General features: G+C 69.9%; 21 protein-coding genes and 2 pseudogenes. 15 read left to right on the plus strand and 8 right to left on the minus strand.

Annotated elements, in window-relative coordinates; genetic code table 11:
- Positions 1 to 6: 6 nt before the first annotated feature.
- Genes AC1UKG_RS07850 through AC1UKG_RS07875 form a run of 6 tightly spaced genes read left to right on the plus strand, consistent with a single transcriptional unit; the run spans position 7 to position 8,689 of the window.
- The gene (locus tag AC1UKG_RS07850) at positions 7 to 2,799 is read left to right on the plus strand and encodes a lantibiotic dehydratase (RefSeq protein ID WP_482642664.1); all 2,793 of its coding nucleotides are present in this window, start codon (positions 7 to 9) and stop codon (positions 2,797 to 2,799) included.
- The gene (locus tag AC1UKG_RS07855; protein WP_482642613.1) at positions 2,796 to 3,863 is read left to right on the plus strand and encodes a lantibiotic dehydratase C-terminal domain-containing protein; all 1,068 of its coding nucleotides are present in this window, start codon (positions 2,796 to 2,798) and stop codon (positions 3,861 to 3,863) included. The genes AC1UKG_RS07850 and AC1UKG_RS07855 overlap by 4 nt, the downstream gene beginning before the upstream one ends.
- A complete protein-coding gene (locus AC1UKG_RS07860; RefSeq protein WP_482642612.1) occupies positions 3,860 to 5,056 on the plus strand; it encodes a peptidase M50 in 1,197 nt (398 codons plus the stop codon). Before AC1UKG_RS07855 ends, AC1UKG_RS07860 begins: the two co-directional genes overlap by 4 nt.
- The gene (locus tag AC1UKG_RS07865) at positions 5,053 to 5,979 is read left to right on the plus strand and encodes an ABC transporter ATP-binding protein (protein WP_018813310.1); all 927 of its coding nucleotides are present in this window, start codon (positions 5,053 to 5,055) and stop codon (positions 5,977 to 5,979) included. Before AC1UKG_RS07860 ends, AC1UKG_RS07865 begins: the two co-directional genes overlap by 4 nt.
- Positions 5,976 to 6,731: an ABC transporter permease gene (locus AC1UKG_RS07870; RefSeq protein WP_029122800.1), complete on the plus strand. Its 756-nt coding sequence runs from the start codon at positions 5,976 to 5,978 to the stop codon at positions 6,729 to 6,731. Before AC1UKG_RS07865 ends, AC1UKG_RS07870 begins: the two co-directional genes overlap by 4 nt.
- The gene (locus AC1UKG_RS07875) at positions 6,728 to 8,689 is read left to right on the plus strand and encodes a TOMM precursor leader peptide-binding protein (RefSeq protein ID WP_018742407.1); all 1,962 of its coding nucleotides are present in this window, start codon (positions 6,728 to 6,730) and stop codon (positions 8,687 to 8,689) included. The genes AC1UKG_RS07870 and AC1UKG_RS07875 overlap by 4 nt, the downstream gene beginning before the upstream one ends.
- Before the next feature lie 64 nt (positions 8,690 to 8,753).
- On the opposite strand, the gene AC1UKG_RS07880 is transcribed toward AC1UKG_RS07875, so the two are convergent.
- The gene (locus AC1UKG_RS07880; RefSeq protein WP_018742408.1) at positions 8,754 to 9,179 is read right to left on the minus strand and encodes a DUF4440 domain-containing protein; all 426 of its coding nucleotides are present in this window, start codon (positions 9,177 to 9,179) and stop codon (positions 8,754 to 8,756) included.
- Between the two features lie 114 nt (positions 9,180 to 9,293).
- On the opposite strand from AC1UKG_RS07880, the gene AC1UKG_RS07885 reads away from it, so the two are divergent.
- Complete coding sequence (locus AC1UKG_RS07885) at positions 9,294 to 9,620, plus strand: winged helix-turn-helix transcriptional regulator (protein WP_018742409.1); 327 nt, start codon at positions 9,294 to 9,296, stop codon at positions 9,618 to 9,620.
- A gap of 46 nt (positions 9,621 to 9,666) precedes the next feature.
- On the opposite strand, the pseudogene AC1UKG_RS07890 reads toward AC1UKG_RS07885, so the two are convergent.
- The 3 genes and pseudogenes from AC1UKG_RS07890 to AC1UKG_RS07900 form a co-directional block, all read right to left on the minus strand.
- Positions 9,667 to 10,023: pseudogene (locus AC1UKG_RS07890) on the minus strand (MvdC/MvdD family ATP grasp protein); the annotation flags it as partial.
- 4 nt (positions 10,024 to 10,027) lie between these two features.
- A pseudogene (gene tgmA / locus AC1UKG_RS07895) lies at positions 10,028 to 10,337 on the minus strand (putative ATP-grasp-modified RiPP).
- Between the two features lie 121 nt (positions 10,338 to 10,458).
- Positions 10,459 to 10,713: a hypothetical protein gene (locus tag AC1UKG_RS07900; protein WP_018813306.1), complete on the minus strand. Its 255-nt coding sequence runs from the start codon at positions 10,711 to 10,713 to the stop codon at positions 10,459 to 10,461.
- A gap of 657 nt (positions 10,714 to 11,370) precedes the next feature.
- On the opposite strand from AC1UKG_RS07900, the gene AC1UKG_RS07905 reads away from it, so the two are divergent.
- The 4 genes from AC1UKG_RS07905 (at position 11,371) to AC1UKG_RS07920 (ending at position 15,152) form a co-directional block, all read left to right on the plus strand.
- Positions 11,371 to 12,375, plus strand: a complete 1,005-nt coding sequence (locus AC1UKG_RS07905) for an NsdA family TPR-like regulatory protein (RefSeq protein WP_482642611.1) — start codon at positions 11,371 to 11,373, stop codon at positions 12,373 to 12,375.
- Positions 12,376 to 12,411: 36 nt separating this feature from the next.
- Positions 12,412 to 12,903: an SAM-dependent methyltransferase gene (locus tag AC1UKG_RS07910; RefSeq protein ID WP_018813305.1), complete on the plus strand. Its 492-nt coding sequence runs from the start codon at positions 12,412 to 12,414 to the stop codon at positions 12,901 to 12,903.
- A 260-nt stretch (positions 12,904 to 13,163) separates the two neighbouring features.
- Positions 13,164 to 14,399, plus strand: coding sequence for an MFS transporter (locus tag AC1UKG_RS07915; protein WP_026271108.1), 1,236 nt, complete (start codon positions 13,164 to 13,166; stop codon positions 14,397 to 14,399).
- Positions 14,400 to 14,411: 12 nt separating this feature from the next.
- Entirely contained in the window at positions 14,412 to 15,152 is a 741-nt protein-coding gene (locus AC1UKG_RS07920; protein ID WP_482642610.1) for a MerR family transcriptional regulator, read from the plus strand.
- A gap of 228 nt (positions 15,153 to 15,380) precedes the next feature.
- On the opposite strand, the gene AC1UKG_RS07925 is transcribed toward AC1UKG_RS07920, so the two are convergent.
- Positions 15,381 to 15,557 carry a thiazolylpeptide-type bacteriocin gene (locus AC1UKG_RS07925; protein ID WP_018215603.1) on the minus strand — a complete coding sequence of 59 codons (177 nt, stop codon included), beginning with the start codon at positions 15,555 to 15,557 and terminating at the stop codon, positions 15,381 to 15,383.
- A 152-nt stretch (positions 15,558 to 15,709) separates the two neighbouring features.
- On the opposite strand from AC1UKG_RS07925, the gene AC1UKG_RS07930 reads away from it, so the two are divergent.
- Positions 15,710 to 16,990 (plus strand): amidohydrolase, encoded by a 1,281-nt coding sequence (locus AC1UKG_RS07930; protein WP_018742417.1) that lies wholly within the window; start codon positions 15,710 to 15,712, stop codon positions 16,988 to 16,990.
- Between the two features lie 15 nt (positions 16,991 to 17,005).
- Here AC1UKG_RS07930 and AC1UKG_RS07935 read toward each other — a convergent pair whose 3' ends face one another.
- Together AC1UKG_RS07935 and AC1UKG_RS07940 are read right to left on the minus strand one after the other, a co-directional pair.
- Positions 17,006 to 18,673: an RCC1 domain-containing protein gene (locus AC1UKG_RS07935; RefSeq protein ID WP_018742418.1), complete on the minus strand. Its 1,668-nt coding sequence runs from the start codon at positions 18,671 to 18,673 to the stop codon at positions 17,006 to 17,008.
- Positions 18,674 to 18,842: 169 nt separating this feature from the next.
- Positions 18,843 to 19,373, minus strand: a complete 531-nt coding sequence (locus AC1UKG_RS07940; RefSeq protein ID WP_018742419.1) for a MarR family transcriptional regulator — start codon at positions 19,371 to 19,373, stop codon at positions 18,843 to 18,845.
- Positions 19,374 to 19,413: 40 nt separating this feature from the next.
- On the opposite strand from AC1UKG_RS07940, the gene AC1UKG_RS07945 reads away from it, so the two are divergent.
- The 3 genes from AC1UKG_RS07945 to AC1UKG_RS07955 all read left to right on the plus strand — a co-directional run bounded on the left by AC1UKG_RS07945 (position 19,414) and on the right by AC1UKG_RS07955 (position 21,027).
- The gene (locus AC1UKG_RS07945) at positions 19,414 to 20,220 is read left to right on the plus strand and encodes a potassium channel family protein (RefSeq protein WP_018732284.1); all 807 of its coding nucleotides are present in this window, start codon (positions 19,414 to 19,416) and stop codon (positions 20,218 to 20,220) included.
- A 109-nt stretch (positions 20,221 to 20,329) separates the two neighbouring features.
- Positions 20,330 to 20,740, plus strand: a complete 411-nt coding sequence (locus tag AC1UKG_RS07950) for a DUF1622 domain-containing protein (protein WP_018742421.1) — start codon at positions 20,330 to 20,332, stop codon at positions 20,738 to 20,740.
- Positions 20,737 to 21,027, plus strand: a complete 291-nt coding sequence (locus AC1UKG_RS07955; protein WP_018742422.1) for a hypothetical protein — start codon at positions 20,737 to 20,739, stop codon at positions 21,025 to 21,027. The genes AC1UKG_RS07950 and AC1UKG_RS07955 overlap by 4 nt, the downstream gene beginning before the upstream one ends.
- 11 nt (positions 21,028 to 21,038) lie before the next feature.
- Here the strand turns inward: AC1UKG_RS07955 and AC1UKG_RS07960 are convergent, their stop codons facing one another.
- On the minus strand, positions 21,039 to 21,911 hold the full coding sequence (locus tag AC1UKG_RS07960; protein WP_026271106.1) for a hypothetical protein: 873 nt from the start codon (positions 21,909 to 21,911) through the stop codon (positions 21,039 to 21,041).
- Positions 21,912 to 21,972: the final 61 nt, after the last annotated feature.

Genomic DNA, 21,972 nt, shown 5'->3' on the forward strand with positions numbered 1-21,972 from the left:
CAGGCCGTGCCAGCGCCGGGCCCGCTACCGGACGTGGCCGCCCCCGCCGGCTGGCGTACCGGTGCGTACTTCACCGCCCGGATCGCCGGTCTTCCCCTCTCGACGGTCGACCTGCTCCGCTGCCCGGCAGCCCGCACCTGGGCCGACGAGGCACTAGCCCTGGAGCGTCAGCTCCGCACCGACGGGGCGCAGCTCAGCCAACTCCTGTACGAGCTGGTCAACGACAATGAGGACGAGTCGGTCCGCCGGCGGCTGCTGACGCTGCGCCGACAGGTCTTCAACAACGCCCTGCCGGCCGCGCCCGGGCCGGCCCTCGCCGCGGTCGAGCAGACCCGACCGGCGGCCCTGCCGGTCGTTCAGCGCTGGCTCCGGCGACGCACGCAGCTCGCCCGGCACCAGGACGAGGGCAGCGCGATCCTCGCCGCCGACCTCGCCCAGGCCCGTGCCGAGCTGTGGCGGCTGGCCGACGAGCCACGCCTGCGCGGTGGGCTCCAACTCGCCTCACCGACCCTCGACGAACAGCTGGCCGCCGGGAGCGCACCGGAGCTGACCCGGCCGGCGAACAAACGGACCCGCCGCGTCGAGCGCTCGCTGCTGTCCTACCTGTACCGCACCGCCGGTAAGACCAGCCCGTTCAGCACCTTCACCGCCGTTGCCCTCGGCCACTTCACCGACACCGGATCCCAGCTCGACTTCCCCGTCAACGCGCAGTGGCATCAGCACGTACGCCTCAACGTCGTGCTGGTCGCCCGGCTCGCCGAGCTGGTCACCGCCGACCCGCGGCGGCGCGGCGACCTGATGGTGGAGCTGAGCCCAGGGTGGCGCCGCGACGCGGACCGGATCCGCTACGTGCGGCACTGGGTCACCGCCGGCGACGACAGCGCCACGGTCAGCTTCGACTCGGTCCGCGACGGTCTCTTCTTCCTTCGCCGCAGCGGCGTCCTGGACGGGCTCACCGCCCTGTTGCAGCAGCGCCGCACGATGCGCTGTGCTGAGCTGGTGGACCGGCTCTGCCGGGACACCGGGGCCGACCGGCCCGATGGCGAGACCTATCTGTCGACGCTGCTGGAGCTGGGAATGCTGCGGCTGGTCGGCCTCGACACCGACGTGCACGCCACCGACCCGATCCGCGCCCTCGCCGACACCCTGGGGCGCCTGGACCGGCCGTGGGCCGGACAACTCGTCCACCAACTCCACGAGATCATGCGGCTGGTGGACGCCTACCGGCAGGGAGACCTCGGCCGGCGTCGCGACCTGCGGCACCGACTGCGGGACGGGGTACGCGCGGTGATGCGCTCCCTCGGCGAGGAGAACCCGACCCTGCCGCAGACGCTCCTGTACGAGGACAGCCGGGTGGCCGGTGCACCGGTCGCCATCGCGGCCCCACCCTGGCAGCGGTTGGTCGGCGCGAACCTCGCCGCCGTGGAACGGATCCTGCCCGCCTTCGACCAGAACCTGTCGCACCGGATCATGTTCCACGGCTTCTTCCTGGCCCGGTTCGGCGTCGGCGGCCGCTGCGACGACCTGCTGCGGCTGGTCGAGGACTTCCACGACGACCTCTACGACCAGTACTCCTCGTACACGGCGGGGCGCCGCCCGTTCGCCGCGGACGGTAGCTACACGCCGGAGGAGAACTGGCTGGGCCGGCCCGAGATGACCGCGCTCGACCAGGCCCGACAGCTCTTCGCCAAGCGGGTGGCGGCGCTCGCCGACGCCGACCCCCGGTGCCCCGAGCTGTCCCTGCCCGTCGAGCTGTTCGACGAGGTGGGCGCGCTGCTCGGCGCCACCGCCCACCAGGTCCACCCGATGGGGCACTTCGTTCAACTGGCCCTCCGCGAGCCCGACCCGCTGCTGGTGCTCAACCAGTCCTTCGGTGGACTCTCCTTCCCGTTCAGTCGGTTCACCCACTGCTTCGACGCCGACACCCCGACCCTCGCCGAGCGGTTACGTGCCCAGACGGCGGAGCTCACCCCGCCGGGCGTGGTCTTCGCCGAGCTGACCGGGGGAGCGGCCACCACCAACCTGAACCTGCACGCCCGGCTCACCGACCACGTGATCGTGTGTCCCGGCGACACCAGCAGCGTCCCGGCCGACCGGCAGCTCACCCTCGACGACCTCTACCTGGCCCACGATCCGGAGACCGACCGGGTGGTCCTGCGCTCGACCCGCCTCGACAAGGAGGTCGTCGCCGTGTACCTGGGCTACCTGGTGCCGATGGCGCTGCCGCAGATCCCGCGGACCCTGCTGCTGCTCTCGCCGGCGTCGCTGGTGCGGCTCGACGTGTGGCGTGGGGTGCCGGCGGCCACCAGCGACGGTGTTACCGTCCGACCCCGGCTGCGCCTCGGCAACATTGTGCTCAGCCGCCGAAGCTGGTCGGCGCCGGTCCGCGGGCTTCCCGACTCGGGTGACCCCGGCACCGACCCGGCGGCGTTCCTGGCCTGGCGTCGGTGGCAGGCCCGGCACGGCCTGCCCGAGCAGGCGTTCGCCACCATCTACCCGGCCCGTTCCGGTCCGCGCACGGCCAACCCGAAGCCGCAGTACGTCGACTTCGCAAGCGCGCTGTCGCTGCAGGCCCTGCGTGCCGCGCTGACTGATCCGGACGACCAGGTCGTCCTGCGCGAGTTGCTGCCCGCCGCGAGTGAACTGGCTGCCCACAGCGCGCGCGGTGGACACGTCAGCGAGCTGGCCGTGGAGACCTTCCGGGTCAACGCGGAGACCTCTCGTGTCAACGCGGAGACCCTCCGCGTTCCCGCGCGGCGAACCGTCGCCGCACCACGATCCGGAGGTAGCAGCCGATGACCGCGTCCGCCGCCGCGCCCACCAACGCCGAGGAGACCGCCGACCGGCGGGGAGAGTGGGTCTCGCTGCACATCTTCTACGCGGCCAACCCACAACCGTTGCTGGTGGACTGCGTGGCGCCGCTCATCCGGGAGCTCATCGAAGCGGAGCTGCTCGCCGGCCACTTCTTCATCAACTACTGGCTGGAGGGGCCACACGTGCGGCTGCGGCTGCGGCCGCGTACCCCGGCCGACGAACCGGCGGTGCGGGCACGCGCCGAGGCGGCGGTGAGCCGCTTCCTCACCACCCGCCCCGCGCTGTACGCGATGGGCACCGGCTACCTGCGGGAGCTCTACGACATCCTCTTCGCGCTGGAGTTCCCCGACGGGCGGCCGGCGGAGCTGGTCGACGCCGCCGGACAGATGCTGCTCAGCCCCAACAACTCATACAGCTACCGGCCCTACGCACCGGAGTACGGCAAGTACGGCGGGCCGGCGGGTATTGAGGTCGCCGAGTGGCACTTCCAGCACTCCAGCGACACGGTGCTGCACGCCATCTCGTCGATGAACCTGCACCTGCGCCCGGTGCTGCTGGGCACCGCCGCGCAGCTGATGACGGTACACGCCGGCACCTTCCTGCCCGACCGGGAACAGCTGGTGGACTTCCTCGACCGGTACCACCACTACTGGCACCAGGCCTTCGCCGGCACCAACCTCATCGGCATCGACGAGTACACGCGAATGTATGACAGCGTCGCCGGTGAGCTCGGCCGTCGTGTACGACAGATTCTCGCCCTCGTCGGGCAGGGCGAGACACAGCGACTCCCCGGCTTCCTACGCGGGTGGGCCGAGCACACGGCCCAACTCCGCGAGAAGGTGCTCGCCCTGGCCGCCTCCGGCGAGCTGACGGTCAGCGCGTGGAGCGGCGACGACCGGGTCATCACCGACCCGGGGGAGGCCCTCCCGTTCCTGCTCTCGCCGTACCTCCACATGACCAACAACCGGCTGCACGCCACCATCCGCGACGAGGCGTACCTCTCCTATCTGCTCGCCCGGGTACTGCGGGAGTCGGCGGTGTCGTCGTGACGCCTCCGGGCCTGCTGGCCAAACGCCCCCGGCTGCGCGAAGACCTGATCTTCTCGCGGCCGTTGCGGCGTGGCCCCGACACGGTCTATCTGCTCAAGGACCGGCGCACCGGCCGGGCGTTCGAGATCCCGCCGAAGGAGCAGTTCCTGCTCCGTCGCCTCGACGGCGTCCGATCCCTCGGGGAGGTCGGCACCGAGTACGCCGACGAGTACGGTCGCCGTCTCGGTGCCGCGCACTGGACCCGGCTGCTGTGGCTCCTCCACGAGCGGGACCTGCTGGCCGTTCACCCCGCCGAGCCCGCCACCGCGTCGGGCGACGGCGAGCGGACGACGGCCGACCCGAAACGCTCCGGCGCGCTGGGATGGTGGGCGCACCGGCTGCGGTTCCTGCTGCGCCCGGCGGTCTTCGCGCTGGTCGCCATCCTCGTCGTCGCGCTGCTCGTGCTGGTCGGGCTGCGGCTCGGCCCGCTCTGGCAGACCGCCCGCCCGGCCTTCACCGACCCGGTCAGCCTGGTGGCGCTGGCGTTGCTCGCCTGGTCGAGCGCGGCCCTGCACGAGTTCGCGCACGGGGTGGTGGCCGTCCACTTCGGTGCCACCGTCAACCGGATCAACCTGGTCACCCTCACCTGCAAGGTCGAGGACTACCTCTACCTACCGCATCGGTCCCAGCAGGTGCTGATCGCGTCGGCCGGCGCGGTGGCCAACGGGCTGGTCCTGCTGCTCGCCGGCGCCGCCCTCATCGTGCTGACCAGCGCCTTCGCCGACCGGATACTCAGCGCGTTCATGCTGGTCGGGGCGGCCCAGACGCTGGTCAACGTCATCGCCCTGCCGCCACTGGACGGCTACAAGGTCCTCAGTCACCTGCTGGACCAGCTGGACCTGGCCCCGGAGAGCCGCCGTTACCTGGCGACCCTTCCCCGGCGCCTGCTGCGCCGCCCCAGCCGCCGTTACCCGCGACGGGCCGCGGTCTGCCTCGGGCTCTTCGCCGCCGGCTGGCTGCTGGCGAGCGTTGCCGCCGCCAGTTTCGTGATCGTCTACCTGGGCGCCCTGCTTCGGCCCGCCCTCGGCGCGCTCGCCTACGTCCTGCCGGCCGCCATCGTCGGTCTGACCGTCGCCGGCTGGCTGGCCCGACCCGGTCGGCCCCGGCCGGCGGACCGGATTCCCGCACCACCAACCAGTGAGAACAACCAGTGAAAGGCGAGCCGATGTCATCCATCGACAGTCCGGCGATCGTGCTGGACGCCGTGAGCAAATCGTATGGCGAGGTGCGGGCGGCCGACGAGGTCTCCATCTCGATCGGCCGCGGCGAGTTCTTCGGGCTGCTCGGCCCCAACGGTGCCGGCAAGACCACCCTCATCGAGATGATCGAGGGACTGCGCCTCCCCGACACCGGCACCATCACCGTGCTGGGCATGGCACCAGCGCCACGCAACCTCGACCTGCTGCCCCGGATCGGCGTGCAGACCCAGCGCTCGGCCTTCTTCACCCGGCTGACCGCCCGCGAGCACCTGGTGACCGTCGCCGCCCTCTACGGCCTCCCCCCAGCCACCGCCGAGAAGGCGCTGGACCTGGTCGGGCTGACCGATTCCGGGGACATCCGGGTCACCAAGATCTCCGGCGGTCAGCGCCAGCGCCTCGCCATCGCCTCCACCCTCGTCCACGACCCGGAGGTGGTCTTCCTGGACGAACCCACCGCCGCGCTGGACCCGGAGGCCCGCCGCGACCTCGGCCAGATGCTGCGCAACCTGAAGGCGATCGGCAAGACCATCGTCTACACCACCCACCACCTGGACGAGGCGCAGACCCTCTGCGACCGGGTCGCGATCCTCTCCGCCGGGCGCGTCCTCGCGCTCGACAGCCCCCGCGAGCTGATCGCCCGCTCCGGCATCGGTACCCGACTGGTCATCCCCGCCGGCCGGCTCAGCCCGGAACAGGCCGGCACCCTCGACGGCGTCAACGGGGTCGCCGTCGAGGACGGCATGCTCGTGCTGCAGACCGCGCACACGGCCCGGGTGCTCGCCGCCCTCGACGGTGAAGCTGACCTGGACGACGTGGAGACCCGGCCGGCCACCCTGGAAGACGTCTACCTCGAGCTGATCGGAGCGCCGCAGGCATGAGCGCATACGCCGCACTCTCCCGAGCCGTCTACAAGGCGGCCGTCCGCGACGCCACGACGGTCTTCTTCACCTTCGCCTTTCCCCTGATCTTCCTGGTCATCTTCGCGCTGATCTTCCGCAACCAGGAGGTCGCCGACACCGGCCGCGGATACGTCGACTACATCGCCCCGGGCGTGCTCTCCTGGGGCCTGGCCAACGCCGCCCTCTTCGGCGTGGCCTTCACCCTGATGCAGTGGCGCAACGACGACCTGCTGCGGATCATCCGGCTCTCCCCGACCAGCATCTGGTCGGTGATCGGTTCCCGCTACGTGGTCGCACTGGGCATCGGGGCGGCGCAGTGCGTGCTCTTCGTCGGCGTCGCCATGCTGCCGGTCTTCGGCATGCGCCCGGACGCGACCTGGCCGCTCGCCATCCCGATCATGCTGCTCGCGGTGACCGCCTTCCTCGCCCTCGGCCTGATCGTCGGATCCGCGGCCAACACCCCGGAGGCCGTCGCCGCGATCGCCAACTGCGTCGTGGTGCCGATGGCCTTCCTCTCCGGCTCGTTCTACCCCCTCGAGCTGATGCCGACCTGGCTACAGGAGGTCTCCCGGGTGCTGCCGATGCGCTACGTCAACGACGGCATCACGTACGCCTTCACCGGCTTCGGCACCATGACCGATTACCTGATCTCGTGCGCCGCACTGGTCGTCTTCACCGCCGTGTTCGCGGTCGTCGGAGTCCGGACCTTCCGCTGGAGCAACGACTCATGACCGGCACCGCGGCGGCAGCGCACCCCACCCCTCTCGCCGCCGCCGCGGCCCAACTCCGACAGCACCTGTGCCGCCGTTGGCTGGCCCAGCCGACCGGTGCCGCCGAAGGCCGGCGGGCCCGGCGACCCGCAGGGGCGCCGCGGGTGGTGACGCTGGGCGACGTCGCCGCGCCCGCCGTGGCCGACCCGGACCGGTGCGCCGCCACCGTGCACCTCACCGCCGCCGCCGTGCTGATCGGACCGCTCGGCGGCCCGGCGGACCGGGCCTGCGGGCACTGCCTGGCCATCCGGTGGCAGCGGCTGCGTAGCCGCAGCCAACGGGACGCCCTGGAGGTCGGTGACGAGACGACCGCGGTCGGCCCGTGGCCGCAGCTGACCGCCTACCAGCTCGATGCCGTCTGGGAGCTCTACCGCGCCAGCCACACCGGCCCACCACTGCCGCCGCCGCCAAGCTGGGACCGGCACAGCACCCCGCTGCCCCGGGTCAGCCAGCTCGACCTGGCCAGCCTGAGGGTTCGCACCTACCCGCTGCTGGCCGAGCCGTGCTGCCCCAGCTGCGCCCCGCAACGACCCGACACGCCTGACCCGCTGGTGCTCGCGCACCAACCCCGACCCAAGCCGTGCCCCGACACGTACCGGCTGCGTACCCCCGACGACTATCCGTTGCCAGCGGCTGCGCTGGTCAACCCGGTCTGCGGCGTACTCGGTGCGGGTACCGCGCTCACCATCACGTCACCGACCACCGCACCGGTGACCGGCAGCGTCTTCATCCGCGGCTACGGGGGGCTGCTCGACGTCTCCTGGAGCGGCCAGTCCAGCGGCTACGACGCGAGCCGCGCACTCGCCCACCTCGAAGGGCTGGAGCGCTACGCCGGGACCCACCGACGGCGCAACGTCACCCCGGTCCTCGCCGCCTACGCCGACCTCGGCCCGGAGGCGCTACACCCGGACCGCTGCGGCCGGCACCCCGACGAGGTGTACGACACCGACCCGATCCTGCGCCGGTTCGACCCAGAACAACCGATCCCCTGGGTGTGGGGCCAGAACCTGCACACTGGCAGGCCCGTACTGGTGCCGCGCCGGCTGTGCTTCTACAGCTCGCCCGCCGCCGGCGACACCTTCGTCCTCTCCTCCTCCAGCGGCTGCGCCACCGGCAGCTGCCTGGCGGAGGCCGTCCTGTTCGGACTACTGGAGCTGATCGAGCGGGACGCGTTCCTGCTCGCCTGGTACGGCAACCTGGCCCTGCCCCGAATCGACCTCGACACCTGCCCGCCGGTCGTGCGCGCGTTGGTCGACCGCGCCGAGCTGCAGGGCTACCGGCTCTACGCCTTCGACAACCGGATCGACCTCGACGTACCCGTGGTCACCAGTCTCGCCGTCCGCCACGACGGCGGTCCCGGGCTGCTCTCCTTCGCCGCCGCCGCCCACCTCGACCCGCGGCAGGCGGTCACCGGCGCGCTGGCCGAGGCGCTCACCTACATCCCGCACCAGCCCACCACGGTGCGTCGGCGCCGGGCCGAGCTGGAACGGATGGCCGACGACTACACCCTCGTCCGCCGGCTGCCGGACCACGCGGCACTCTTCGGCCTACCCCGGATGGCGGGGCACGCCGCGAGCTACCTCGACGACCGTGGCGCGCTCCCCATCGAGCACCTCTTCGCCGGCTACCGGCCCCCCGGCACGCCGGACCTCCGCGACGACCTGCGCCGGGTGCTCGACCTGCTGGCGGCGCGTGGGCTTGAGGCGATCACGGTGGACCAGACCACACCAGAACAGGAGGCGGTCGGACTCCGGTCAGTCTGCACGATCGTGCCCGGCCTGCTTCCGATCGACTTCGGCTGGCTTCGGCAGCGGGCTCCGCACCTGGCGCGGCTGCGGACCGCGCCCGCGGTGGCGGGCCTCACCGACGCCGAACTGACCGACGCCGACCTCCGCCTCGTGCCGCACCCCTTCCCGTAGCGGCCACGACGCACCCGTCAGAAGCGACCGCTCGTGCCGGCCTTTCGACGTTTCACTGCCACAACTATTGTGGGTCATTCGGCCTATCTGTGCCGAACGGGTTGTCGATGACGTACCGCCAGCGGCCGTCCGGCCCTCGCCGTGCCACGTCGGTAGCCGTGCCCTCCAGGTGCACATGCTTCCCGTCGGGACCCTGGCCGTCTATCGTCCAGTCGACGATCAACAGGGCGATGTCGTCGGCTACGTACACATGCCGTGGGCGAACGTCGATGGGTAGCCCCAGGCCGAGGAATCGTTGATTGGCCGCGGCCCGGGCGGCGCCGGTGACAGGTTGGCCCGGCGTGGCGACAAAGACGCCGTCCGGTTCGTAAACCTGCTCAACAGCACCGACGTCCCCGGAGTTGAAGGCTCGAGCGAAGACCAGCGGGTGCTGGCTGGCGTCGTCGGTGAGAGCGACAATGACAGGATGGTTGGTGGAGTCAGTTGGCATACGGTCAGTCAAACCGAGCCCGTCGCAGGTAACCAAACGGTGAGCGACGGCTGGGATCGTGACCTCGTTCTAGACACCCGAGGTGAAACGAGACATCCGGAGCCGACCTGCCCGGTGGAGGTGGCACTCGCTGCCGTCGCCGGCCGATGGACGACGCTGCTCCTACGGGAACTGATGCACGGGCCCCGTTCCTTCAGTCAGCTTCGGGTCGCACTGCCCAGGCTGAGCGCAAAGGTCTTGAGCGAGCGGCTCGCCACGCTGGCGCGGGCCGACCTGGTCGAGCACGAGCGCCAAAAGGGCTTCCCCTCTCATGTCATCTACCAACTCACCCCAGTCGGCCGGACCCTCAAGCCACTCCTGATCGAGCTGTACCGGACTGGCGACGCGCTCCTCCGGGAGAGGGCGGCCTGGGGGATTAGGTCCGTTTCAGGGCGAGGGTGAACACTCCGGGGTCCGTCCTCGGCCAGGGCGTGGCGGTAACCATGCTGTCATGTGGGTGGTTGAGCCACCTTGGGTGCGCGGCGAGCACCCCGCCCAGGTTCATGCGTGCCTCGCGGGCAGCCCAGCGGCGTTCTTCGTCGGTCAGGTGCGCCGGAAGCTCGAACGCCGTCGGGCGCCGGTAGTAGGCGCACCCGAGGTTGTGCAGCGGGGTGCGGTGGCCGGTGGGGCGAAGGCTGCTGTGCCAGCCTTCGCCCCACCGCGCGACGAGCGTCAACCGCTGCGGGAAGTCGCCGGGGTCGCACCGGAACACCGGCACGTCCCGTGCTGCCAGCTCCGCCACCACATAGTCGGCGGTTACGTCGTACGGCTGGGTCGGCACCAACACCGTACGCTCGTCGCCCACCGGTTCAGTCCTCGGTGTGATCGGTGTCGGAATCCATGCTCTTGTGCCCGTCCGAGGTCCGGGTGCTGGTTGCCCCGGTCGAGTGCTTGCCCAGGACCGGGGTTCCCGTGGGGTCGACCGACAGCTGTCGGTCCGGGTCGTAGCGAACCGTGGTCAGGTTCACCGGGATCGGCCGTGCTGGCACGGTGGCGAAGCGGAGCGAACGGACGCCGGTCGGTGGGGCTAGACTGCACGTCGTCGTCGCCGCCAACAGCATCCAGCGGGCGACCCAGAGGTAGGTACCCGGGGGCCGGGTACAGCGGGTCGTCGGTCACCGGACGTGACAGAACTGGGCTCGTCGGGGACATGAAACCTCCTGGCAGGTCGATGAGGACAGATCGACGAAGTGGCCTCCGCGGTGCGGGGGCGCCCGCGCATGGTCTACGTTGGCCTGGCTCATGCGGCACTCTCGGCGGAGAGTTCGGTCGCGTCGGTGCTGCCGAATCGCTTTCGGACGGCCTGCGCCCATCGGGCCTGTTCACACGGGACCGGTGCCAGCCGCGCCCACCAGTCGAGGCACCCCGCGCAGATTCCATCGCGGCTGGTGTGGGAAGCGATAACCGCCTCGGCGCAGGCCAGCAGTTCCCGTACGTCAGGGATTGTGGTCTGGGATCCCACTGTGACCGAAGGGTTCGGCGCGCCTCGCCGCATCAGAGCCTCCCTCTCGATTGGCGCGGCCAGGCCCCGGAGCGGGGAGACACTTCAACGGTGTGCGGCACCACCTCGCCGGAGCGCGACATTGATACCGGCGGCACTCGACGCACCGCCTCGAACCAACCCGGTCTGTCCAGGTGCCGGACGCCGATCAGGTGCGGCTCGGTCAGCCCTGGCACCCGGCGGGGCAGCCGCAGCGCCTTTACGACCATCGGTGATGCGTGTTCCTGATCGGCACAGGGGCCGGGAACGTCGCATGCCCGGCACCGGCCGTGGGCGCTCGACATGCTATGCCGCTCCAGCACTGTCTGTGCGCGTTCGATCTGATCATTGCGGAAGTACGTTGCCATCTGTACACCTCCCAGGTGGCGGGCGCGCGCCGTTGCCGCAGCACGGCAGCCCGCGTCCGACGACGCGCGCCTCACTCTCACCCACCACCACGGCGATCAATACGACACGAAGCAGCGGGGGGCCATTAAATGTTCCGTTGAGCACTCCTGATAGGACGACTCACGTCTGCCGGCGCTTGACGATCCTTCCGGAGTGATCGGCGGTACCTGTAGCGAACCGCGAATCATGCTCTGTGGGTATGCTCTCGAGCATCAAGAACCGGTAAACGTGGTGAAAGATCACCAGTGGTGCGGGAGGCGACCTGTGGCGCGCAACAGCGTTGGCAACGCCAAGCTCGTGGCGGCGATTGCCGAAGCAGGCCTGTCCCATGCCCACATTGCAAGGGTCGTCGCACAGGTCGCGATCGAGAGTGGAGTCACGGAGTACGCTGGTATTGGCCGTTCCCATGTCTCGCACTGGGTCCGAGGCACGATGCCATCGGGACCGGCGTCGCTGATCTTGGTCGGAGCTCTGTCCAGGAAGCTCCAACGCGTCGTAACTCTCGAAGAGATCGGGCTACCACCTCAACCGTCGCTCTCCCAGGACGGGCTTGACTGGCACGTCGATACGTTGTTCTCCCATGTGGATCAACGCCCTGGTGGGGGTCATGCACGTACCGCTGTTGTTCAGTACCTCACGGCGGACGTGTCCGTGTTTCTCCGGGGCCAGTATGCGGACGAGCAGGTACGCCGAGACATGTTTACGGGGGCAAGCGAACTAGCCTATCTTTCAGGATGGATGGGGTTCGACAACGGGGAGCGCGCGTTAGCCCAACGCTATTTCAGTTCCGCTGTCAAGCTTGCGGCCGAGGCCGGTGATCCAGCAATGGCGGCGCATGTCCTCCGCGCAATGGCCCATCAGGCGGTAGACCTGGAGCATCGCAGAGAGGCGCCGGGGCGGGTCTTCTTTTTCGGTCAGGCAAGCCTCGGTCACGAGACGGCTTGCGCGCTGCGTGACACCGGAGATCTCAGAGCTGCGATCAGCCAATTTCGCCTGAGCGTACGTACCCGCCAGGCGTCATCCTTCACCCGCACGCACGCGGTTACGCTCGGCTATCTCGGAATGGTGCAGGCTCGGCAGGGGGACCTAGAGGAAGCGTGTGCTACCTGGTCAAGATCGCTTGAGGCTATGGAGGGCGTTCGTTCTGGTAGGGCTCGACAAGTCGCAGCCGAGATGAGGGCCGCACTCTCGCCATTTCGGCAGACGAGGAGCGGCGCTGTTGCTGAGGTCGATGCGCGCGCGGAACGCTATCTAGCCATCTTCTCGTAAGGTGCAGCATCTGCAGATCGGGGCAGGGAGGTTCGAATGGGCGAGGCTTTCACCGTGGAACCAATCGCACACGTCGTGGGAGGAAGGACCGAACCGACTGACGACTACTGGGGAGGGGTGCGGGCGATCGTTCGAATCGACGAGAAGCGCTTCACCCCTGAGTCTACCAAAGGGCTTGACGCGTTCTCTCACCTCGAAGTCGTCTTTCGCTTTCACCTTACCGACCCGACGGACCTTAACCTCGGCGCCCGCCGGCCACGAGACAACCCAGACTGGCCGGAAGTGGGTATCTTTGGTCACCGAAACATGAGACGGATCAACTGGCTTGGTGTGTCGCGCTGCCGTCTACTCAAAGTGGACGGGCTAGACCTACACGTTGAGGGGCTTGATGCGGTTGACAGCACCCCGGTGCTTGATATCAAGCCATGGTTTGTTGAGTTCGGTCCCCGTGGCGAGGTGTGTCAAGCGCACTGGACGACCGACATGCTCGGTCACTACTTCGCCACGCAGTCACCCCGCAAGGAATAGGGAATCGGTCGCATTGACCCTTCGGTGTGCTGAGGACGGCGGGGATCGGAGAGCGTTCTCGCCGCTAGAGCGAGTCACGCGTGCTGTCATGACGTTCCGTTACCTGCTTCGCGCGCAGTCGACCCGTGGCCGTCGATGAGCTGGACGAGCGCTCGTCTCCCCCGTTCGGAGGGGAATTGGTTGATCGGGGCAGCGCCACACTTCCCCGGTGGACGCCGTGGAGTTGACCCCGACGCAGCGTCATGGTTTGCGATGATCGTATGAGCAAGGTGTCGTGGGCCTATTTGGCTTCCTACGTCCTATCTATGCTGGGTAACTCCATTGCTGGGGTGGTCCTGCCGTTGCTGGTCCTGCAGACCACCGGCAGCGTGCTCGCCACCGGTGCGGTCGCCGTTGCCTCGGCGCTGCCCGCGGCCGTCGCGGGACTGGTCATGGGCGTGGTGATCGACCGGATCAACCGGCGTACAGCGGCCGTGCTCACCGATGTGATCTCCGCGCTCTCGATTGCCGCACTGCCCTTGGTCGATGCCACCGTCGGGCTCGCGCTCGGCTGGTTCGTGCTGTTCGCGGTGATTGGCTCGTTCGGCGACGTGCCGGGACTGACCGCCCGGGAAGCGATGATCCCGGGCATCATCCGGACCGGGCGGACGAGCGCCGAGCGGTTGCTGGGACTACGCGAGGCGCTCGGCGCAATGGTCATGCTGATCGGGCCGGCGGTCGGGGCGGTGCTGATCGCGGCGTTCGACGGAGTCGCCGTGCTGTGGGTGACCGCGGCGACCTCGGCCTCGGCCGCGATGGTCACGATGCTCATCCCGCGCGAGGCCGGCGTGGTTCCGGCTGCGGTGATCCCGGCAGACGGGGCCGTGCCGCAGCGGGTGGTGCTGCGCGACGGCTGGCATACCCTGCGCCGTTCGCCGTTCCTGCTGGCCACCACCCTGATCAGTGCCGGTGTGGTGGTGGTTCTGGCCGGCTTCCAGGCGCTGGTCCTGCCGGTATACTTCACCCTGCAGCAGCGGCCTGAGCTGCTCGGACTGGTGCTCAGCTCGCTCGCTGTCGGACTGCTGATCGGCGGCGGGACGTACGCCGCGGCGGGCAGCCGGGGCCGGCGGCGTACCTGGTTCCTGACCGGATTGCTGATCATGATTGCCGGCTTCAGCGCTATGGCGACGCTGGCGAGCCCGTGGATCGTGCTCGGCGCTGCGGCCCTGGTCGGGCTCGGCAACGGGCTGTTCGGCAGCCTGATCGGCGTGCTCATGGTCGAGCGAATTCCAGACGCGATGCGCGGCCGGGTGATGAGCCTCCAGAACTCGCTGCTCACCCTCGCCCCGGCACTCGGCATGGCCGGCGCCGCACTGCTGGTCGCGGAGTTCAGCGCTCGCACCGGCGCGATCGTCCTCGCCCTCATCTGGCTTGTCACCGGTGTCGCCGCGATCGGCGCACGGGCACTGCGCGACCTGGAACCAAGGCCGGCACCCGAGGCCGAACTAGTAAGTTGACCTGGAGGAACGATGAACAGCGGTGAGATCGCCCGGCTGGCCGGAGTCAGCGTCCGCACCCTGCGGCACTATCACCAGATTGGGGTCCTTCCCGAGCCGGCGCGGCGGGCGAACGGCTATCGCGAGTACACGGTCCGCGACCTGGTGCTGCTGCTGCGCATCCGGCGGCTGGCCGAGGTCGGCATCCCCCTGGACGAAATTCCGCCGATACTGGAGGCCGGCGGTCGGGCCCACGCCGTCCTCGACGAGCTCGACTGCGCACTGGCCGACCAGATCGATCGGCTCACCGCCCGCCGCGAGGTGATTGCCCAGCTTCGCGCCGCCGGAGCCGCCGCGGACACGCCGTCGGAACTGGCCGGCCTGCTTGCGAGCATCGGCAGCAGCAGCGGTCCGGACCTGCCGCCAGAGCTACTCAAACACGACCGCGAAGTGATCTTGTTGCTGCACCACCTTCTGGACAACAAGGGCCGGGCCGAGTTGATCGGGCTGCTCCGTCAGGCCACGGAGCCGGGCGTGCTGGCGGCCACCACCGCGCTGGCCGCCCGGTTCGCCGCGCTCGGGCCGGACACCGGCGATGAGGAGATCGACCGGCTGGTCGTCGACTACCATCTCGCCCTGGGCCAGCTGAGCGTCGACGGGTGGACGGATCTGGATCCGCGGACCCGTGCGCTGCTCATGTCGTACCAGGAGATGGCTTTCAACGACACCCAGCGTGAGCTTCTCGCCCGGCTGGCCAATGTCTATCAGCCGTGAACGACTGCGCGACCTGCCCGCCCCAACACCAGGAGGGTAAACAGCCCAACCGAACCCGACGACGAGGAGTCACCCTCTCGTAGGGGGATGTGGAGGTTATGGGCCGTACCTTGACGATGAGCTCAAGGCGGTCTTCGATTGGGCGGAGCTCTTCTCTCCGGAATAGGCCGCCCAGCATGCGACGTCGGGCCGCCCTCTCCGGACGGCCCGACGTCGTACTGCTGTTGCTCAGGCCGAGCAACTGGTGGTGGAGGTGGTGCTGCTGCAGGTCGAGGTGGTGGCCGACGAGGAGCAGGAGGCGAGGATCGCCTCGGACGCGTCGGCGTAGTCGGAGATCGCGAAGGTCTCCGACTCCAGCTCCATGATCTCCTCGGCGAGGGCGTTGAGGTCGGTGTCGTGCTCCATGATGGCTCCTCCCGGTCGGCGGCCGGCCGGCTTCTCCGGTCGGCCCACCGCAAGCACACCCCAGGGCGCTTACCGATCGCGTGGCGTCGCTGTCACACCTCACTGTCGCCCGATGTCAGTGGAATGACAGCGGCGTCGGCTTGGCTGACCCCATGGCGTTCGTAGCAGCCGATGCCGCCGAGCTGGCCGGCCCGCCGGTCGGTCGGGAGATTGTTGCCGCCGCGGCCCGCCTCTACCGTGACCTGCATGCGCATCCGGAGCTCTCCGGGGCGGAGGAGCGCACCGCGGCCCGCTTCGCGGATGCGCTACGCGGGGTGGGATACCAGGTCACGACCGGAGTCGGTGGGTATGGCGTGGTCGGCGTCCTGCGCAACGGGGCCGGCCCGACCGTCCTGATCCGGGCAGAGCTCGACGCGCTTCCGGTGGCCGAGGAGACCGGCCTGCCGTACGCCAGCACCGCTACCGGCGTAGCCGCCGACGGCCGGACCGTACCGGTTATGCACGCCTGCGGACACGACCTGCACCTGGCCGCGGCGGCCGGCGCCGCCGCCCACCTGGCCCAGGGCCGGGACGGCTGGCGGGGGACGCTGCTGATCCTGGGACAGCCGGCCGAGGAGACCCTGCACGGTGCGGCGGCCCTGATCGCCGACGGCCTCTACGAGCGGTTCGGCCGGCCCGACCTGCTCCTGGCCCAGCATGCCGCCCCGCTACCGGCGGGAATGGTCGCCCACGGCGCCGGCGCGATGACAGCCGGCTGTGTCACTGTGGACGTCACCGTAACCGGACGGGGCGGGCACGCGGCCACCCCGCATCTCTGTGTGGACCCGGTGGTGCTCGCCGCGAACATCGTCGTGCAGCTGCAGGCGCTGGTGGCCCGCCAGGTCAACCCGGCTGATCAGGTGGCGCTCACCGTCGGAACGCTGCGCGCCGGGCACCATGCGGGAGTCATCGCCGACGAGGCCGCCCTCGGGCTGACGATTCGGGCGTTGCGTGAGCAGACCCTGGACCGGGTGCTGGACAGCGTGACCCGAATCGTGCGCGCCGCCTGTGTGGCCGCCGGCACTCCGCGCGAGCCGACGATACGTGTCGTCTCGCGCACCCCCGCCTATGTGGGGGATCCGGCGGTGACTGCCCGGGTACGGGACGCTCACGCGGGCGTGTTCGGGTCGGAGCGGGTGGGCTGGTGGCCACCGTCCCTGGCGGCGGAGGATTTTCCGCTGCTGGCCGCCGGAGGCATACCGAGTAGTTACTGGATGCTCGGCATGGTGGGGCCACGACAGTGGCGGAAGGCGCCCGGGGCCACCGCGGCCGAGAAGCTGGGCAGTCTGCCGACGAATCACAGCCCGGCCTTCGCTCCCAGCCTTGGGCTGGCGCTGCCGACCGGGGTGACGGCCCTGGTGGCTGCGGCCCGACCGCTGCTCGCCACCGGCTGACCAGCAGCCCACACGTCAGCGTGGGCGGGGTGTGGATCGGCGTCGGTGGGTTAGCTGGATGAGGACAGCGCCGGTGCCGATGAGCAGGCTGGCGGTGCCGATGGTGGTGATCAGCTTGGGTCCGGTGATGGGGAGGTCAGGATCGTCGGGTGGTGGCTGGACGGTGATGCTGGTGGGGATGGACTCGCTGTCGGGGCAGGTGTTGATGCTGGTGTAGCTGGCGGTGAGGGTGTGGGTGCCGGCGGGCAGAGTGGTGGTGTGGGTGGCGGTCGTACCGGTGGTCAGGGGGTTGGTGGCGAGGGCGGTGGTGTTGGTGCGGAAGGTGACGGTGCCGGTGGGGGTCTCGCTGGTGCAGGTGACGGCGGCGGTGAGGGTGACCTCCTGATCCGCCGTCGGGCTCGGTGGCGCTACCTGCAGCGCGATGGTGGACGTCGGTGGCGCGGCCAGGGCCAGGCTGTGGCCGAAACCGCCGGCGACGGTGGTGCTCACCGGCAGGTCAACCGCCTGGGGAGTGGTGCGGTTGGTGGTGGTCCCGTCGCCCAGCTGGCCGTCGATGTTGATGCCCCAGGCAAGGGCGGCGCCGGTGGCGGTGACCCCCAGACTGTGGAAGCGGCCAACGGCGATGGCGGTGATCGTGGTATCGGGGGGAAGGTTGATGGCCACGAATGTGTTGCTGCCGGTGTTGGTGCCGTCGCCGAGCTGACCGTAGAGGTTGTCGCCGGCGGCGAGGGCGGTGCCGGCGGAGGTGACTGCCAGGCTGTGGTCCTCGCCGGCGGCGACGGTGGTGAACGTTGTGCCCGTGGGCGGACTTACGGTCACGGGTGTGGTGCTGCTGGTGTTGGTGCCGTCGCCGAACTGACCGTGGACGTTGTTGCCCCAGCCGAGGGCGGTGCCGGCGGAGGTGACCGCCAGGCTGTGAAAGCGGCCGGCGGCGAGGTCGGTAACTGTCGTGCCCGGGGACAGGCTTACGGTCACGGGTGTGGTGCTGCTGGTGTTGGTGCCGTCGCCCAACTGGCCGACGCTGTTGCTGCCCCAGGCGAGGGCGGTGCCGGCGGAGGTGATCGCCAGGCTGTGGTCCTCGCCGGCGGCGATGGCGGTGACGGTGGTCCCCGGGGGCAGCTTCACCGCCACCGGCTTGGTCCTGTCGTCGGTGGTGCCGTCGCCGAGCTGACCGTGGAAGTTGTCGCCCCAGGCGAGGAGGGTGCCGGCGGAGGTGATCGCCAGGCTGTGGGAGCGGCCGGCGGCGATGGCGGTAACCGTGCTGCTCGGGGGGAGGCTCACCGATACGGGGGCGGTGCGGCTGGTTTTGGTCTCGTCGCCCAACTGGCCGAAGCGGTTTCTGCCCCAGCCGAGGACGGTTCCGGTGGACGTCAACGCCAGGCTGTGATTGTCGCCAGTGGCGATGGCGGTGACGGTGGTGCCGGGGGGAAGACTCACGGGAATGGGTGTGCCACGGTCGGCGCCAGTCCCGTCCCCCAGCTGACCGTACAGATTGTCGCCCCAGGCGAGGATGGTGTCCGACGCGGCGGTGGACGGTGACAGCGTGTGCTGGGCGGCCGTGGGCGACACGGCGATCGCCTGCGTGCCTGCTACCGCCGTCGTGAGCAGACACCATCCGGCGATGGCCCATCGCGTCCAGCGCGCGCCGGCGCCATGGACTGACCGCTGGCCGAGTTTCCGCATCGCTCCCACCTTCAAGTGGACAAGAGCCGCTAACAGGACAGGCGCTATTGTCAGCCAGCTATCCATTCTGTTCGTGGAGAAATGCCGCAGCAGTCGACCACGTTGGCGGCTACCCGACGACGGCTGCGTCATAGCGGTGAGCGCGGCCAACGCCGTGCTGTTCGCCGCCTCAGCGCGTTGCGCCGCCGCGCCTCTCCCAGTCCTGCCACCACTGCCGTTCATCCGGTTCGCCGGCGGCGGACACCAGCGCCTCCAGTGTGCCGATCAGCCCGACGTCGGGCGCGGTGCCGGTCACCGCGACCAGCCGCCGGATCTCGGCGCTACGGCGTCGAACGACCTCGCCGACCAGGTCTCGACCGGCGACGGTCAGGCTGAGCCAGGACACCCGGCGATCGCTCTCGCCGGTCCGTCGGGCCACCAGCCCCCGTCGGACCAGACGATCACAGGCGCGGGTGACGGTGGAGGGATGGACGTGCAGGCTGGTCGCGAGGTCAACGACCCGGACCGGCCCCGGGGAGACGAGGAGGACCAGGATTCGGTACTGCGACATCGTGAGGTCGACATCGAGAGCGTCGAGTGTGCGGACGGTGACGCCGACCAGTGAGCGGCACAGCGCTGCCAGCGCGTCTACCAGGGGTTCGTCTACCTGAGGCTCGTCCACCGCCGTCGACGACCCCGTTGGCTCCACGTAGAGTCGCATCGGCCCATAGTTACACGGACACTCGCACCACGGTCGGGGAGTGATCATGGAAGACACCGGCTCCATCAGCCGGCGGGAGCAGCGGGCCGCGAGCTGGGAGCGCCTGACTGCGCTACCGCTGACCGTTTTCTCCCTGGTGTTCCTGGCCGCATACGCGGCGCCGATCCTGGATCCGCAGCTCAGCTCGGCGTGGATCACGGTCTGTCAGGTGACCACGTTCACCACGTGGCTGGTGTTCTGGCTCGACATGGCTGTCCGATTCATCCTGCACACGCAGCGGCGACGCTTCCTCCGGGAGCACCTGTTCGACCTCGCCGTCCTGCTCCTGCCGATGCTCCGTCCGCTGCGGGCGCTGCGGTTGGTGACGGTGGTGCTCTCGCTCAGCCGGCGCACCGAGGCCTGGGTTCGCGGCCGGCTCGGCATCTACGTGGCCGCGACCACCGTGCTGTTGGTGGGGGTGGCCTCCCTGGCGGTCCTGGACGCCGAGCGGGCGGCGCCCGACCCGTCCATCACCAACTACGGCGATGCCCTCTGGTGGGCGGCCGTGACCATCACGACCGTCGGCTACGGCGACTTCTATCCGGTCACCCCGGAGGGGCGGCTGGTGGCGGTCGGCCTGATGATCGGCGGCATCGGGCTGATCGGTTTCGTGACCGGCTCGCTCGCCACCTGGATTGTTGACCGGGTGACCGGTCGGGACCGGCACCCGGCAGCGACCGCCGAGGACGTCGCGGCGCTGCGCCAGGAGATCGCGGCGCTGCGCCAGCAGCTCGACCCGTCGGCGGGCGCCGGATCTGCCGACGTGGTGGCCCCGCCGGTGCAGCCGGCCCGCACGACCCACACCTGACGGGGGACCAGCGGCGGATGACACCGCCCGGCGGGGCGGACCGGCCGACGGCGACGCGATCGGGTGTTGTCCCGGCGTCCGGCGCTCGCGCCGCCAGGGAGCCGCTGGTATGGATGGCATGGCCGACCAGCATTGGTTCTTGGAAGCGGTGGACCTCCTGGTGCGAGTGGTGGAGGCCGCCGGCATCGTCATCATCTTCGTCGGGGCGATGCTGGCGTTCGTCCGGTTCCTGCTCGCGGGGTTGTGGCACCGGCGGAGCCGGGCGTTCGTGCCGATCCGGCTGACTCTCGGCCGGTTCCTGACCCTCGGGCTGGAGTTTCAACTCGCCTCGGACATCATGCGGACCTCGGTCGCCCCCACCCTGGTGGACATCTCCGAGTTGGCCGCGGTGGCGGCGATCCGAACCGCTCTGAACTTCTTCCTCGCCCGTGAGCTCAAGCAGGAGCGCCACGAGATCGCCGAGTTCGGCTCGCCCCGGTCCGCCGACCCGAACCGGGCGGGTAAGAAGCCCACCACGTGAACGCCCTGGTCGAGTACGCCACCCTGGCCTGTATCGCCGCGGGCATCGGCTCGGCCGCGGTGGTCCTGCTGGTGTCCCGGGATGGGCGCCTGGCCCTGCACGTCGGCCTCGACCTGTGGTTGGCCGCCAGCCTGCTGCGGCTCGCCCCGGCGCCGGTGGGGGAGAACCTGCTCTACGTGGTGGCGATCATGGTGATCCGCCAGGTGGTCCGAGTGGGCTTGACCGCCGGCGGGGGCCAACCAGGGCCAGCGGAGCGTGGGTTGTCGCAGCGCCCTTCGGTCCGCTAGGCGCACCGTCGTCAGTCATCCTGCCGCCAACTGCCCGGCGTACGCGACGGGTCCTGCCCCAGCCCGTAGGCGGCGTGGATCTCGACCGCGCTCACCCCGAGCGCGTTGAGACCTCGGTTGAGCTCACGCTCCGCCCGGAACTCGGCAGTCACGTACTGCTCCCCTTCGACCGCGGTCGCGGGAGCCCAGCCGCTACGACCAAGCGCGGTCATGGCCGTGTGCACCGCCACCCACGGGCGGTGCCCGGTGACACCGACCAAGGCGTACACCCGGGTGAATGACACGGGTCGGCTGATCTCGGCAGGACCGCTGCGATCACAGGTCCGCCTACCGACCCGGTTGGCGAGTGTCGTGGCGACCTCGATGGCGTGGTCCGCGTTACTGTTCGGCACGTCAACGACCAGCGCCACCCGTGCGGTCGCCTGCTCTCGCAGCCAGCTCTGGATCCACTGCGGGACCTCTTCCGCCTCGGCGTCGGTGCCACCGTCGGGATCCGTATCGGTCTCCTCCGACCCGTCGGTATCGACGTCACCCGCCGCGTCGGCATTCGCCTCGACGTCCCAGTACCCGGTGTCCCGGAAGCGAGCGACCGCGTCGCTCCAGGCGAGCGGGGCCGGTGCGGTGGGGCTGTCGGATTCTGGCGGTGCCGGCTCATTGCCGGACAGGAACCCACGGACGAAGTACCGGGTCTGCGTGGAGCAGTCGCTGATCTCACCCTTCGACACCCGGGTACGGATACCTCGCTCGGCGCAATAGGCGTCCATCCGTCCGGGGAACGTGTGGGGGTTGCCGTCGAGGAGATAGTGCCGGCCGCACTGCTCGGTGTCGAACCACAGCTCGGGGTCCACGTCCGGCGGCAGTGGTGGGCGAGAGGGGAAGGGCATCCGCGAAAGATAGCCCGCTCCGATGGCGGTGCCGAGCGCTTTTCCAGCGCTGACCGCGTCA

The organism is Salinispora sp. CH2A1_6 (genome assembly GCF_056820975.1).

Bases quoted from the DNA above. Each gene is read 5' to 3' on its own strand.
- AC1UKG_RS07950 (WP_018742421.1), top strand. From the start codon at position 20,330: ATGGATGGCATGGCCGACCAGCATTGGTTCTTGGAAGCGGTGGACCTC.
- AC1UKG_RS07875 (WP_018742407.1), top strand. From the start codon at position 6,728: ATGACCGGCACCGCGGCGGCAGCGCACCCCACCCCTCTCGCCGCCGCC.
- AC1UKG_RS07910 (WP_018813305.1), top strand. From the start codon at position 12,412: ATGGGCGAGGCTTTCACCGTGGAACCAATCGCACACGTCGTGGGAGGA.
- AC1UKG_RS07900 (WP_018813306.1), bottom strand. From the start codon at position 10,713: ATGCGGCGAGGCGCGCCGAACCCTTCGGTCACAGTGGGATCCCAGACC.
- AC1UKG_RS07935 (WP_018742418.1), bottom strand. From the start codon at position 18,673: ATGCGGAAACTCGGCCAGCGGTCAGTCCATGGCGCCGGCGCGCGCTGG.
- AC1UKG_RS07930 (WP_018742417.1), top strand. From the start codon at position 15,710: ATGGCGTTCGTAGCAGCCGATGCCGCCGAGCTGGCCGGCCCGCCGGTC.
- AC1UKG_RS07920 (WP_482642610.1), top strand. From the start codon at position 14,412: ATGAACAGCGGTGAGATCGCCCGGCTGGCCGGAGTCAGCGTCCGCACC.
- AC1UKG_RS07960 (WP_026271106.1), bottom strand. From the start codon at position 21,911: ATGCCCTTCCCCTCTCGCCCACCACTGCCGCCGGACGTGGACCCCGAG.
- AC1UKG_RS07880 (WP_018742408.1), bottom strand. From the start codon at position 9,179: ATGCCAACTGACTCCACCAACCATCCTGTCATTGTCGCTCTCACCGAC.
- AC1UKG_RS07925 (WP_018215603.1), bottom strand. From the start codon at position 15,557: ATGGAGCACGACACCGACCTCAACGCCCTCGCCGAGGAGATCATGGAG.
- AC1UKG_RS07915 (WP_026271108.1), top strand. From the start codon at position 13,164: ATGAGCAAGGTGTCGTGGGCCTATTTGGCTTCCTACGTCCTATCTATG.
- AC1UKG_RS07855 (WP_482642613.1), top strand. From the start codon at position 2,796: ATGACCGCGTCCGCCGCCGCGCCCACCAACGCCGAGGAGACCGCCGAC.
- AC1UKG_RS07940 (WP_018742419.1), bottom strand. From the start codon at position 19,373: ATGCGACTCTACGTGGAGCCAACGGGGTCGTCGACGGCGGTGGACGAG.
- AC1UKG_RS07870 (WP_029122800.1), top strand. From the start codon at position 5,976: ATGAGCGCATACGCCGCACTCTCCCGAGCCGTCTACAAGGCGGCCGTC.